The following is a 13,509-nucleotide window of genomic DNA, read 5'->3' as shown; positions in this document are numbered from 1 at the left end:
ATTATTTGTAACTTGATATTTTTTTCCATGCACTGTTGAGTACGCCGCTAAAAAACCGGAATTCCTCGAGTTGAATAAGCCAGCATATCGTCGCAAATCCTACGATGTAGGTGGACAAAACCAGTAGCGCTTCCATCACGTCCGTAAGCTCATACGGAAGCAGCCCAGTACCCCACCATACGGCGAATCCAAGTGCACAGGATATGAAAATACTAGGGAGCAGATCATACAGCTGTTGGCGCATCGAATAATCGAGAAATCTGGCCGTATAATGGGTATTGATACATAGGGAAGCAACAGAAACGGCAACCTGCCCCCATATTAAACCGTACACCCCATACCTTAAGCCCAGTACAACAGCAATCACGATACATATTTTTTTAATGATTTCGAGCTTTAGATAAAGGTCTGAACGGCCTTTGACCTGCAATACATTTAGATTATAGTTATGAATAGGCTGAAAAAGTGCACCCAATGCCATCAGCTGAAAATACGGGACAGCCGGCAACCATTTCGCACCGAGCAAGAGCCGGATAATAGGTTCGGCCGCAATAACCATCAGCGAAATCGTAGGTGCGATAATAAAAATCACCAGCTTGAGAACACGCCTGTAGGCATGGCGTAATTGCTGATTATCTGTGCTAAACTTAGCAAATAAGGGATAGGTAACCTTGTTCAATGCCGTTGAAATATTATTGACAGGTAAGTTTTTCAGTGACTCTGCTCGATTATAATAACCCAACGTTGTTTCCGAAAATCGCTTTCCGATCACAATGGAATACACATTATTGAAAATCACATTGAGCAGCGCAGAGAGCGTAAGCCTAAATCCAAAAGCAAAATGATAGTTAAATTTTTCCCGGTCAAATGTAAACGTAGGCCGCCAGTCACTGTAAAACCAGTATTGAAGGGTATATAGGAGATTTTGAAGCAAGGCGGAATAAACCAATGACCAGACCCCCATTCCTGCCAGCGCAAAGCCAATACCGGCAATTCCTCCGGCAATAACTGAAGGCAGACGAACTTTGAAGGTGGTCTTAAAATCCAATTTTTTATCAAAAAGAACCGCTTGCACATGCACAAAGCTATCGATGATCAGCACAATACTATAAACGCGAATAATGGGCGCCAGGATGGGTAGCTTATAGAACTGGCCAATCCAGGGAGCGGTTATAAATACAATAAGGTACAACAGGACTGTCGTAGCCATGTTAAACCAGAAGACGGTGGATAAATCGCGTTCATCTACCGATTGTGTACGTACCAGGCTGCTGCTCATGCCCCCGTTGATCAGGACGGATGAAATATTAATGACCACATTGAATAAAGCAATCGTCCCGAAATCTGCCGGCATCAACAGGCGGGCCAATACCAGGTTGACCACAAATGAGACTAGCTGAACCCCAAATTGGTCCATAAATACCCAGATTGCTCCTTTCGCGACTTGTTTTTTTAACTCCATCTGAAATCGGTAATTAAGCCAATTGCTTGGTTAGTGCCTGGTACTTTGGTTGTAAAGGAAGAGGGAAAGCAGCTAAAAGCCTGCGCTGCAGATCGTCAAGATCAGCTTGGCAGTTCGCCTTGTCCCAATGGGACGCAAACAAGCTCATCCACCCTTCTTCACTGGCCAAAATGTCATCCAGCTGCTCAAATCCCTGATAGGAAGGGATACCAACAGAGCTAAAATAATCGTCAAACTTAAATCCGTCGGTATCGATATAGCCCATTTTAATCCACAATGCCGGTATTCCGTAGGCATGGGCTACGATAAGGCCATGAAGGGAGGATGAAAGGATATATGCACAGTCCGTAATCTCGTGGACAATACGCTCAACATCGGCCGTTCGAAAATCGATCAGATTAGTATCCGGTCCAAACTTCTCCCGAAAAGTATCCACCTCTTTCCAATGCGGAATAACACCGAGCTGCTTCGTTTTTCTTTCCTTGCCACGAATCCAAAGGGGGAGCAACAAGGCTGGATCACCGAAGGTAGTACAAGGAGGAAAGCCCATAGCCTCCAGCTTTTGACTGGTATACTTTCCGCGAACAGCATAAATGCGCCCCCCTCCAAAAGGATCGTCGGCATTCATAAATCCCGCGCCCCAAACCGATGATTTACTATTCCCCCAGCGAATGACTGATCCTACCGCAATCAAGGATGATTGAGAAGGCCAAAGAATGCTACGAACGCCCGAAAAACGAAAACGTAAAAACTTCCTACATAGGTTCTTTAAACGGTCAATGGCGGAAGGATCCCAGCTTTTGTACTGCACAGGAAGACCTGTCAACTCTTCGATCAATCGGGGGCTTAGCGCATCCCCAAAATTTTTCCCGTCCCAATAGATCAAGTTAACTGTTTTCATAACTCGCAATTTGGCTGTTGATTTTAATGTAAGCTGAAAAATCGCTTTCAAGAGTACGAAGGAGCCCTTCCTGCAAAAGAAATGGTGGCTGAAATCCACTCGCCATAGCTTTCGACGAATCATACTGTGTGACAGCGCAAAATTTGCGGACACGAACGGAACTAATCGCAAACTTGCGGCGAAGAATAAAAGCCAGCGCATCAAAAGCGTAGCCGCCCAAGAGGCCAAGTGCATAAGGTATGCGTAGCGTAGGAATATTTTTACCTAACACTTTACCTGTATAATACACCAAATCATTGGTGGTTAGATCGGGCTTATCGCCATAATTATACAGATCGAACCCCATGGATTCTTCCGAAATTAGATAGGCAATGAAAGCAACAATATTGCCGATGTAAGACATGGACTTTTGATTGTTCCCTTTACCGATCATCATAAATCGGCCGGAGGCGATCTGCTGCAACAGGTTATATACATTGCCACGATTGCCCTCGCCAAAAATCACCGTAGGCCGGATCACCTGGATGTTCCAATCGGCATGGCTTGCGTACCAATTTTCCAGAACCTTTTCGGCCTGTAGCTTGCTCTCGCCATAGGCATTGAAAGGAGCTACCGCCGTAGCCTCATTCGGATTCTCTTTTCCTAATCCATACACAGCAACAGAACTTGTAAATACAATGCGCGTAATGGAATTGGCTTCCATGGCGTATAGGGTATTTTCCATCCCCTTCACGTTGACCTCATAATATTTTGATAGGGGGGTAACGTCATCCCGATGCTCTGCCGCCAGTAGTACTACCTGGTGTACTCCCTGAAGAAGACCACACAAAGCATCCCGATCCAGCACATTCCCGATTCGGGTAAGCTTGGGATATTTTTCACTTATTACTTTATCTATAATCACGACTTCGTGATCTGTGGTATAAAGCAGTAGTTCGGTCAGTCTCGTTCCCAAGAAACCTGACCCACCAATTAGGGCTATTTTCATCTTTAATGTTTACTTGCTATAGATTGATAAATAATTGCAGTCTAGCGATGAGCTGTCTTTTTTCCAGTAAATTGAACAGGTAATGAAAGCCACCCCAAAAGAGCAGATCGATCAGCACAACCAGGTTGTTACTGACGTACTGTACTGCTAGGATGTTAAATAAGCAGAAAAGCAGCGTCATCAGGAGGATAAAAATGAGGGCACTATGGCGACTCAATCCCGCCCGCAGCAATTTGTGATGAAGGTGATTGCGATCGGGTTTAAAGATCGGCTTACCGGTACGCCAACGTACAAACATCACCCGAGCCACATCCAGTACCGGCACGATCAAGGTCGAAAAGGCGACCACAATGGCTCCTTCCGAAAAAGGTTTGATAAAATGATTGTTCATAGCGAAACTGACCACCAGAAAAGCAATGGAAAACCCCAGCGTCATACTTCCGGTATCGCCCATAAATATGCGCCGCCTGCGCCGTACCGTTCCAAAAACGTTGAAATAGAAGAAAGGAAGTAGCACGCCAACGGTGATAAACGCAAAAATTGCATGTAGCCAAGCGCCATAATAGGAGAAAAGAATTCCCAAAACAGCCAACCCTATCGTCACCACACCGGAACATAGACCATCTATCCCATCAATCAGATTAATGGCATTGATAATCAGTACTACAACAAATACCGTAAATGGCATTCCTATCCAGGCCGGAATGCTAATAATAAAGCCCAGCCCATATAGGTCATTAATCCAGACACCACTAAGTGGTAGGAGGCAGCCTACCATAATCTGGGCGACAAATTTCCATTTGTAACTGACCCCGATCAGGTCGTCGCCGATACCGATCATAAATAGGATAACAAGACCGCATACCAATAAAGCCATACTTGGCAGGATGATCCAAGAAGCTACCTGTAGATCGACATTGCCGATATTGAGCTTATACAGACTGACAAAAGTGATGACAAGTATACAGCACTGAATAGGCGCAAAAGCTACACCCCCAAGCCTGGGGATGATATGCTGGTGCAATTTTCGCGAATCTACGGGATCAAACAAACGTTTTCTGTAAGAAATCAGCAAGATATAGGGGAGCATCCCCCAGCTCAATAGCATGGCACAAAGAAAAGGCAAAAGCACAGCCCCATACTTCATCAACTCCAAACTGTTCATGGTTATCTAAATCTATTGTTATAAAAATTCTAGGTCAATGCCCGTTTATATCTAATTTTCAAGGAGATTAATCAGCGAATCATGACTCACCGCCATTTTAACCAGCTCGTTCTTATCATCCAATAAGACCAGCCGAGGAAAGGAATTGATCCCAAAATAGGATTTCATACGAGTTTCCCCTTTAATATCGAATCCATTGATCCAGCGGGATGGAATATGCTTCTGATATGTACTCCAAAAACTTAGATCGCCAGAGGCACAGATAGCCAGTACATTTACCTTGCCCGATGCGATTAAATGCGCCAAAGGCACAGATTGCTTCATGGCAACAACTTCCTGCTGACTTTCCGCAGCGGCAGGATCATAAAATAACAGAAGCTTGTACTTTCCCCTAATATCTTTCAGCAAGTGCCTTGTACCTTCAATGTCTATAAATTCATACGCTGCTGGTGAAGCTTTCAATTTTCCCTGCTGCTTATCAGGATAACGGCCATTGCCCTGACAGGCGAACAAGGAAATTGAAAGCATACAAGCGAGATATAAATAGATTGACTTCATTTGAATAGATATAGGCTACTTTAGAAACAGATTATTTGGCTATGGTAATGACTGCGCGGCTTAGACGTGGATCATCGTAGTACATATTCTCGACACCTCCTTCATACCCCAACTCAAGCTGCTGCGGTGACACATTAAACTCTTGCACCAACACATCAAAAATAGCCTTCGCACGCTCACGGCTCAGACGATCGTTAATGGCTTTAGTACCTGTCCCCTTGTCTGCATAGCCCGTCACTTTATACGTAATATTTTTATTCCCAGCCTGAATCACTTTCGCAAAAAAGCCTAAGTTGACACGGGCTTCGTTGCTCACAACACTTTGATTGATCGGGAAGGTAACGAGTATAGGTGCAGCCAATATTTTTTCCTCCACCCGGATATCGGTAATGGTTTTGCCTTGCGATGAAGCCAATTGTGCTTTTAACGATTCGTTGTCTTCAGAAAGCTTGCGTACCCTTTCGCGCAGACTATTTAAAAGTTCATCACTGTAAGTGATCACAACAGCGCTCGGTTTTTTCCAGCCCCGCTTTTTGAACTTGTACGTCAGTCCAAGTGCAGCACTGAGATTTCCGTCTTGACTACGGTTACCGGTTTCACCATCAAATCGATCGTTTACCATAGCTCCGCGCACGTCAAACGTAAGATCAAGGGCATCACTGAGCCTAAAACTGTTATATATACCAATGTTGGCGCTTACTTCTTTTTGAGAAGGGACATCGTTTGTAACCATCCAGCCCAATCCTAGGTAAGGACTGATGTTATAAAAACGATCTTCTTTGTAGCCTGAGAAGATATTGGATAAATTGAATAATACATCTCCATGGATGTGGAAATAATTAAATTCCTGATTGTATAGCCAATATCCATCCCAAGGTTTTCCTGCATACTGAACGCCGGTGGAATGGCTTCCATTTTGTGTCAGTCCTTTCACTTTAAAGCCCGTAACACCTGCCCTTACTCCAATTCCTGGGCTAAACCATTTGCCAAGGTTGAATTCAAAACTAGGTGTCAGCCGTTCGGAAAATTTCATTTGCTTATCGTGATCACCAAAATAAATTTGGGCACCAGCGCCGGCATTAATATACCAGTTGTCCCAGAAGCGGTTTGTTTCGATCTGATAGCGATCTTTAGATACGGAGACTACCGTATCTGGCTTTACATCAATTTGCTGGCACAGGGCAACCTTGGCGCCCGCGACAGCTAAAAGCATTAAGAGTGTCTTTTTCAAAATCATCTTCGGTCAAAATAGTTGTTTAATAATAGTTGATAATATTGCTTTGTTATTCTCAACAAAATTGGCCAAAACAAACTTTTAATGCGCTATAGCGTCTAATACCTATGACTTTCCATTTTCAGAAAAAATGAAGGGAACAAGGTTTAATTTAAAGGAAATCATGTATTAAACACCGGATTGAAGAAATTTGAAACATATATTTACCTATTAGCAAAGACATTTTTTCCTTTAATGGAAATCAAATTTCGGCCAGTGGTAAGCCTCTAAAATAGCTAAAAATCATAACACACTCAAAATGTAGCGATTAAGCTACAAAATAGAAACCAACTCCATGTCGCGTAATTCTTTAATTCACCAAATAGAACTAGATTAGCGAATAGATTTCCGCTAACTATAACGTATGGTTAAAAAAGAAGAACCAAATCATCTCCTTATCCCCATTGTTAAAATAGAATAACGACATATATTGTGATATCTGATAGTTCGGATGCCGCTTAATTGAGTGTACTAATAGGAATATTAAAAAGAATCGAGTACCTAGAATGTGCTCTATTTTTCAATAGCGGAGAATAGAAGTAATATGTATTACAGAGAATAAAACTTTAAAAGCTACAGTAAAGAAGAGAGAAATCTTTAAATGCGCGGTGAGCCACTATAATGACATGCGCAAACGTTGAAAATATTCCGAGGGCGGAATACCCTTTACCGCTTTGAATACAGAAGAGAATTTGCTAATGCTTGAAAAGCCGGCCTTTTCGGCCAAAACAGAGAATTTGACGTTAAGCAGATCCGGATCACGTTCGACACAATGAATCAAATATTCAATACGAGCCTGCTGTATATAATTATTAAAATCCAGCCCAACGTAACGATTTAAAATATAAGATACATACCGCTGGTTGGTCCCTAACAAATCAGCGAGATCTTGCAAGCTGACGCCTTTTTTTAGGAAAAACCGGGCAGCCTGCGCTTTCTCAAACTGCTCAACCAAGCGGTCTTCCGTCACCTTACTCATGAGAACTTCTGTGCGCTTGAGCTCGTCTCTCACACATGTTATCTCTGGTTCTTTGCTGTTGTCCATAACATTTTCGTCAACCAGTGGAATAGAACTCCTATTAAGGTTTTGCCGAGATTGCTTATAGCGTAGTACAAAAAATATCAACAACATAAAGTTCACCACTGAAAGAATACAGTTAATCAGCGTAAATAAGTCGTTATAATCCATTTCCAAGTTCATTTTCTACTATCAATTTGGCTTGTAATTAGCTCATCAGTTGGCTCTTGTTCTAGCAACTTAGAGCACCCATAATAATATAGACGATACTAATTTGCATTAAAAAGGTATTACCGGTATGCTTTATTTCGTTTACAAGTAGTTTTGTAGTAGTGCCACTACTACTTTGTAGCGGAACAGCCACAGAATAAAGATCTTCTCTTACTTTCGACACAAGCATGAATGAATAATTTTTATTTAAACATTTTTTTCTTGTTTCTCATGCAAATAGTTTAATCAATAAAACTAAGTAGGCCGTCAATGTTTAATTGCCTATCTAGCTAGCCTTAAGTACCAAATTCTTATTAACTCCATCCATATTTCGGTTAACGACAATTAAATTCAAATACGCAATTATAGTTAAAGATGCTTATTGAAATAACAAAATCTAATTTTCATTTTGTAGCTGTTCCGCTACAACTTGTGGCCGATCCGTTATTTAAATAATTAAAAACATTGATTATCAGCCATTCCAAAAAACATATTAATACTTTCGTAAGCAATAACGGCCATTTTACTACAGAGCGATAAGCTAACGATCATTTTAAATTTTTTAATAATGAAAAGAAAATTAACACGTAAACCTTACAGTGCTCCCAACCTGTCTATTTTGGCTATTGACATGGAGCAAGGTATTGCGGCAACTTCCGTAGGAACAATTAATCCTGGGAGTTCTTCCACACCAAACAACCCTAAAGTCGAGGACTGGACCGATAAAGGCAATAACAGCAAAGATTTTGATATATAAAATGTCGTATCGCAAAACGATAGAAAAATAAGAGTATCAATAATCGCGTTTAAACATTCAAATGAAATACAACACTTATGTCATTACAGAACATATTTAAAGCATATAAACCTCTGCTCATGCTAGGCATAGCAGCGGCATTTTTTTCCTGCTCATCAAAAGAAGAGCAGACTCCATCAGTTAAAGGAGCCATATTAAATGTAGGCGTCAAAGGTATTGAAGAGGTCGTTTCGAGCAACTTGGCTGTAGCCGCAACAAAAGCTGCGGCGAATGACAACACAAGCACATCTGCACAGCCCATTGTCTCGCTGGGTGATGTAGACGCATTAATCAATACCGAAGAAGCAAGTATAGCGGCACAGCAAACATCGACTGTGATTCAGACAGCAGCTAATGCGACAAGCAAGGCAACTACAAATGGATTAAAGGCTGCCGCTTCCATTATGGATACAGGCGTAAAATTTCGCTTAGTAATATACGACAATACTAATACATTAGTCTATAATCAGGAAGTTACTTCTGGCGTAAATCCACAGATCGAGCTTGTCGCATACAAACCCTACACTTGGTATGCCGTATCCTTGAATCAAAAAAATAGCAGTATGCCTAATGTTCCGAGCTCGGGTATCATCGCCCGTTCGAGCCTTGAAAATAAAGATGTTCTGTATGCATCGGGCAGTTTCAATGCACTCGATGGCGCAAATTATCTTGACATCATATTCAAACGGATGACTTCACGCATTCAAGCAAAATTGAACGTTCGTGGTCTTTTTGGCACGATTGAGAACAGCACAAGTATGTCATTGGTAAAAGGAAGCAGCAATACGACGGTGTTGCAAATGGGCGACTTTAATATATTGACCGGACAATTTACTAATGTGGTTGACGTGAATAGTGCAGTCTTGGCTTCAGCAATGGTCGAAGATAGCGGCAACCCAACAGGGACTGTAAAAATTGCCAATTTTTTCACCTTAAATACCAATGCTATCGCAGCTAATAGCTTAAAGATTAAATTTAACACCTTAAAAGTCACATTAGACGATGCTCGCATACGTACATTCAATGCAAATACATACACTTTCCCAAATGCATATACCCCAACGATTGGGTCCACCTACTCGATGAGTATCCGACTGATCGAATCGCCTGTTAAAGTGAAGGGCGTATTGTGGGCACGATCAAACTTGATCTATGATGCATCCCACACAGACAGCTACCGGTTAAAATCGAATCCCGGTGGATCAACCGCTGCTACGAAAGATACAGAATTCTGGAACTGGAAATCCGCCACTCCGACAGGGGCTTCCGGTAACACCGATCCATGTCTTTCGGTTTATCCAGCTGGCACCTGGCGAATGTCTACGAAACAAGAATGGGAATCCATTGGTCAACCTGATGATAAAAAAGAAATTTTAGGGCTTCTTTGGGGCGCGCAATATGCCTATATATGGAATCGTGACAGTGATAACCCTGCAAATGCCGCTTATGACGACAACAATCTCACGCTATCCTTCGGAGGGTACCGTACCAAAGCATCCTCTCTTGGCGGAAGCTCTGTATCTGGAAGCCCTGCTGGTATTTTACTGGGTGCATTGGCTGCTGGTGAATGCCATTATTGGACTTCAAATAATTACGATACAAACACAGCCTATGCCGTTAAATCTTCCTTTACTCGATTGGCTTGGCTTTTCTCTTGGGGAAATGTTACTTATCCTAACTTGGATAAAATGGAAGGAAGAAATATTCGTTGTGTAAGACAAGTTGTCAATAATTAAAAACTAAATCAAAAAACTGGGTAGCCAAAAGCTTAATGGCTATCCAGTCTATTATATCCAAATTAATATTCCTCTCATTAAAAAGTCATAACAATCTTAAACTTAATAATACAAATTCATTAGAGCTATTTTCTGTTATTATATTTTCTTTAAAAGAAACTTTAAGGCTTTTTAAACAAAATAATAAAACAAAAGACACATATTATCCTAAACTTATCAACATGCAGAGTAAACGCAAAAAAGAAGATCATAATGCTGCGAAGCCCCCATTCAAAGAAAGGCTTCAGATGGCAGTGGCCAGTATATTAGAAGGTAGGTTATTTATTGAAGAAGCTGTAGAAAAATACGAAATACTCCCTTCTAGTATCATTCAAGAATTAAGAAGGATACAGAAGCTCAAAAAAAGCACGACCTTATCGGATAAGAAAAGTAAATGAGTCCATTAGTTTAGAAAATCTGTCACAATCTATGGCATAACAAATTGATCAGACGATCTTTTTATGAAACTTTTGATTTTGTTTTGTAATTTGCCCGTAGGTTGAATTTGTTATGCCTTCATACAACCGATTTTATCAATATACTTAACGACGAATTTCATTTTTACATTGCATTTATGGAGATACCGGAACTATTAACATTATCCCAGACACGCTACCGCATCGCGGAATTAATACTGGAGTTTAATCATCCTGCAGATTATCCGCTAGCCCAGCTTCTTCCTTCGTTTCGCGACTTCCAATGGCTAAACCCCACCGAAAAAACAGACATTAGTATCACTTTCAGTGTAGCAAAAGCACCGATACCTGAGGATATGGGTATACTTCGGACAGACGAGTCCATTGCATGGGGAGATCGATTTCGCTTTTATGAAAAAGAGGATACTTTCATCACAACAATCAGCAACGAACAGGGCAATGGGATCTGGTACCTCCAAAGTGACCGCAACTTTGAACGTTCTTTACTTTATGTTCCTGCAAGCACAGCGGATGAACAGGGCGGCGTTATTACCTGGATGGCAATGATGATCTTTGGGCAAGCCAGCCTACTGCATAACACCATCATGATCCACGCTTCTGTTGCAAACCACGCCGGCAGAGGTGTCGCATTTTTAGGCAAGAGCGGTACCGGTAAGAGTACACATAGCCGCCTTTGGTTAAAACATATCCCAAACACCTCTTTACTCAACGACGATAATCCAGCTATTCGAATAAGCGATGAAGGTATATTAATTTATGGAACACCTTGGAGCGGCAAGACGCCGTGTTATAAAAATGAACAACTGCCCTTACAAGGATTCGTTCGCTTGCAACAGGCTCCTAAGAATGAGTTCGAATGGCAAACTGGACTTAAAGGCTTTATCGCTGTATTGCCGAGCTGTACTTCCATCCGGTGGAACAAGGAATTATTTTCCAACATGAATACTATTCTTGAAAAAATCATCGCTCAGGTTCCTGTTGGCTACTTAAAATGTTTGCCGGATGCTGCCGCAGCAGAACTGTGCCATTCTTATCTTTTTTCGAACGAATAAAAGGGATCAGATTCGTACTTTGTTCGTACCTGCTTCGGATGCGGACAGACTTTGACCCAATATGCAACAGACCTTGACCAGATCCTGAACAGGAATTATCTGGTCAGGATCTGCACAAAGTTTCTACACGTATTGATCAGCCCCGAACGCTGTCCGAACAAAGTACGAACACAAGGCGAATGTTCCTTGATTAACGTTTCTTGATCATGCCACGGTCTGGTCGTATATTAACCTCGCCTTGGTCAAGCGTGCGGTAGCCCTTTCGGCTTACTGCATTGATAGAAGCTTTGGTGGTTATACCCGGTGCTGCATCGTTCAATGCTGTCGCCAGCATGGTCTCCTTCTTATCGCCTACATCGACAAACACGTAATCTGTTATATTGCTTTTATCGGGAACCAACCCATCCCAATAGTCTGAAAAATTCGCAGAATTCTTCAAAAGAAAGGAAACTGGCCAGAAAGACACCTTCTTTTGGACAACCTGCTCAAAAAAGCCTACAGGTTTACCGTATGTACGCGCACCAGAGGCTATGATCTGAACTTGCAGATAGGGCTTGAGCACATTAATTAACATTTCCGCTGCCGATGCTGTACGGTCACTCACCAGGAAATAAACTTTACTCAAGTTCAGATTGCTTTTGCCCTCAAACTTGGTATCCTGAAACATTTTATTGATGCTCGGTGTCGCTTTAATATAATCGTTCACCTCATAGGTTAGCATCAGCTTTCCTTTCGTTATGGCTCCGCCAATTTTATCGGCGACATAAGCAGAAGCGTCAACATAACCACCGCCATTGTAGCGTAAATCAACAATTAAACTTTTAACCTGCTGAGCCTGGAATTTATCAAAAGCTGCATCAATCTTTTGTTGATTGACATTATTATTCTCAATTTCCTCAAAAGACGATAAAGCGAGGTACCCAACATTATTTCCATTATACGTGTAGATCGAATCTTTATAGATCGGGTCAATGGTATAACCATTCGCGTATGTAAGATCCTTAGTGGTTGTTGTCCCGTCTTGATGTTTCACCTGAAGCTTAAGTGTACCAGCGTCCAAGGCAGCATTCAGTTTGTTCTGAATTTTATCCATATCGCTTCTATTAAAGCTACAATTCTCGCCCTCACAGGTTACAGCCAATGAATAATCTGTGTCATTACCTACAGCAGTAATATAATCCGACCGTTTTAAACCTACTCTTTGCGCGGGTGAACCACCTTCTACAAAATAGATAATAGGAAAAGCAATTTTACCGTCTTCTGTTCCAAACTGAAAATAAAGACCGTACCCATCGTTCGTATCCATCTTAAGCCTGCCAGAAGCGGCTGCTCCGGTATTATAACCATCTAGTCCCAACATATAGGAAAATCGGTCAAAGACTCCATTTGGATAAGCCGTATGTGCTGGCGTCATCTTCTTCAGCGCATCGAGCACCAAATCTGCTGAACCATATTTATCCGTGAATTGAGAAGGATCACTGGTATAATCAGGAATGGATTTATCCCAAAGTGAATATAACTTATAATACTTATAGATATCATCCTTAATCAGCTGTGCTTCGGTACGCTCCACTGGTTCCGGCTCGGGCTCGGGTTTAGGATTATCCTTTTTGCAGGAAAAGACAAAAAGTCCAGTCAGTGCTATGGTGGCCAAACGTCCTGTTTGTTTTAAAGGCTCTAAGTTCATAGTTGAAACATTTGTAAAACAAACATAAATAATTTAAGTTGATCCGCAATAAAAAAAACACGCTAACTATGGAGAGTGCCAGCGTGTTTACTACCTATTGAAAAACGTTAATAAAACAGCCGAAAAGAAAAAAAGGTTTTAAGAAAATAACATTTTTTAACAAATGATTTGTCAGGAAAAAGAATAT

General features: G+C 41.6%; 12 protein-coding genes. 4 read left to right on the top strand and 8 right to left on the bottom strand.

Annotated elements, in window-relative coordinates; translation table 11 throughout:
- Position 1 precedes the first annotated feature (1 nt).
- The 7 genes from K2F45_RS00675 to K2F45_RS00645 form a co-directional block, all read right to left on the bottom strand.
- Complete coding sequence (locus tag K2F45_RS00675) at positions 2–1,462, bottom strand: lipopolysaccharide biosynthesis protein (RefSeq protein ID WP_075990541.1); 1,461 nt, start codon at positions 1,460–1,462, stop codon at positions 2–4.
- 13 nt (positions 1,463–1,475) lie between these two features.
- The gene (locus K2F45_RS00670; protein WP_075990540.1) at positions 1,476–2,363 is read right to left on the bottom strand and encodes a polysaccharide pyruvyl transferase family protein; all 888 of its coding nucleotides are present in this window, start codon (positions 2,361–2,363) and stop codon (positions 1,476–1,478) included.
- Positions 2,350–3,351 carry an NAD-dependent epimerase/dehydratase family protein gene (locus tag K2F45_RS00665; protein ID WP_075990539.1) on the bottom strand — a complete coding sequence of 334 codons (1,002 nt, stop codon included), beginning with the start codon at positions 3,349–3,351 and terminating at the stop codon, positions 2,350–2,352. The genes K2F45_RS00670 and K2F45_RS00665 overlap by 14 nt, the downstream gene beginning before the upstream one ends.
- A gap of 16 nt (positions 3,352–3,367) precedes the next feature.
- The gene (locus K2F45_RS00660) at positions 3,368–4,516 is read right to left on the bottom strand and encodes an MraY family glycosyltransferase (protein ID WP_248932785.1); all 1,149 of its coding nucleotides are present in this window, start codon (positions 4,514–4,516) and stop codon (positions 3,368–3,370) included.
- 51 nt (positions 4,517–4,567) lie between these two features.
- Positions 4,568–5,074 carry a thioredoxin family protein gene (locus K2F45_RS00655; RefSeq protein WP_248932784.1) on the bottom strand — a complete coding sequence of 169 codons (507 nt, stop codon included), beginning with the start codon at positions 5,072–5,074 and terminating at the stop codon, positions 4,568–4,570.
- Positions 5,075–5,105: 31 nt separating this feature from the next.
- Positions 5,106–6,305 carry an OmpA family protein gene (locus K2F45_RS00650; RefSeq protein WP_075994573.1) on the bottom strand — a complete coding sequence of 400 codons (1,200 nt, stop codon included), beginning with the start codon at positions 6,303–6,305 and terminating at the stop codon, positions 5,106–5,108.
- A gap of 658 nt (positions 6,306–6,963) precedes the next feature.
- Complete coding sequence (locus K2F45_RS00645; RefSeq protein ID WP_075990537.1) at positions 6,964–7,548, bottom strand: helix-turn-helix domain-containing protein; 585 nt, start codon at positions 7,546–7,548, stop codon at positions 6,964–6,966.
- A 595-nt stretch (positions 7,549–8,143) separates the two neighbouring features.
- Here K2F45_RS00645 and K2F45_RS00640 point away from each other — a divergent pair.
- From K2F45_RS00640 to K2F45_RS00625, 4 genes are all read left to right on the top strand, one after another.
- Complete coding sequence (locus tag K2F45_RS00640; RefSeq protein WP_075990536.1) at positions 8,144–8,332, top strand: hypothetical protein; 189 nt, start codon at positions 8,144–8,146, stop codon at positions 8,330–8,332.
- Between the two features lie 119 nt (positions 8,333–8,451).
- Positions 8,452–10,107: a hypothetical protein gene (locus K2F45_RS00635; protein ID WP_083663429.1), complete on the top strand. Its 1,656-nt coding sequence runs from the start codon at positions 8,452–8,454 to the stop codon at positions 10,105–10,107.
- A gap of 221 nt (positions 10,108–10,328) precedes the next feature.
- A complete protein-coding gene (locus K2F45_RS00630) occupies positions 10,329–10,544 on the top strand; it encodes a hypothetical protein (RefSeq protein ID WP_172840626.1) in 216 nt (71 codons plus the stop codon).
- Between the two features lie 176 nt (positions 10,545–10,720).
- Complete coding sequence (locus K2F45_RS00625) at positions 10,721–11,635, top strand: hypothetical protein (RefSeq protein ID WP_075990533.1); 915 nt, start codon at positions 10,721–10,723, stop codon at positions 11,633–11,635.
- 190 nt (positions 11,636–11,825) lie between these two features.
- On the opposite strand, the gene K2F45_RS00620 is transcribed toward K2F45_RS00625, so the two are convergent.
- A complete protein-coding gene (locus tag K2F45_RS00620) occupies positions 11,826–13,322 on the bottom strand; it encodes a S41 family peptidase (RefSeq protein ID WP_075990532.1) in 1,497 nt (498 codons plus the stop codon).
- Positions 13,323–13,509 lie beyond the last annotated feature (187 nt).

Origin of the sequence: Sphingobacterium siyangense, assembly GCF_023277505.1 — a bacterium.
GTDB lineage: Bacteria > Bacteroidota > Bacteroidia > Sphingobacteriales > Sphingobacteriaceae > Sphingobacterium > Sphingobacterium siyangense.
The sequence above is the reverse complement of the archived record's forward strand: the minus strand, read 5'-3'. Positions and strand labels throughout refer to the sequence as shown.

Coding starts and splice junctions, on each gene's coding strand:
- K2F45_RS00620 (WP_075990532.1), bottom strand. CDS start 13,322: ATGAACTTAGAGCCTTTAAAACAAACAGGACGTTTGGCCACCATAGCA.
- K2F45_RS00665 (WP_075990539.1), bottom strand. CDS start 3,351: ATGAAAATAGCCCTAATTGGTGGGTCAGGTTTCTTGGGAACGAGACTG.
- K2F45_RS00660 (WP_248932785.1), bottom strand. CDS start 4,516: ATGAACAGTTTGGAGTTGATGAAGTATGGGGCTGTGCTTTTGCCTTTT.
- K2F45_RS00670 (WP_075990540.1), bottom strand. CDS start 2,363: ATGAAAACAGTTAACTTGATCTATTGGGACGGGAAAAATTTTGGGGAT.
- K2F45_RS00625 (WP_075990533.1), top strand. CDS start 10,721: ATGGAGATACCGGAACTATTAACATTATCCCAGACACGCTACCGCATC.
- K2F45_RS00655 (WP_248932784.1), bottom strand. CDS start 5,074: ATGAAGTCAATCTATTTATATCTCGCTTGTATGCTTTCAATTTCCTTG.
- K2F45_RS00675 (WP_075990541.1), bottom strand. CDS start 1,462: ATGGAGTTAAAAAAACAAGTCGCGAAAGGAGCAATCTGGGTATTTATG.
- K2F45_RS00645 (WP_075990537.1), bottom strand. CDS start 7,548: ATGAACTTGGAAATGGATTATAACGACTTATTTACGCTGATTAACTGT.
- K2F45_RS00640 (WP_075990536.1), top strand. CDS start 8,144: ATGAAAAGAAAATTAACACGTAAACCTTACAGTGCTCCCAACCTGTCT.
- K2F45_RS00635 (WP_083663429.1), top strand. CDS start 8,452: ATGCTAGGCATAGCAGCGGCATTTTTTTCCTGCTCATCAAAAGAAGAG.
- K2F45_RS00630 (WP_172840626.1), top strand. CDS start 10,329: ATGCAGAGTAAACGCAAAAAAGAAGATCATAATGCTGCGAAGCCCCCA.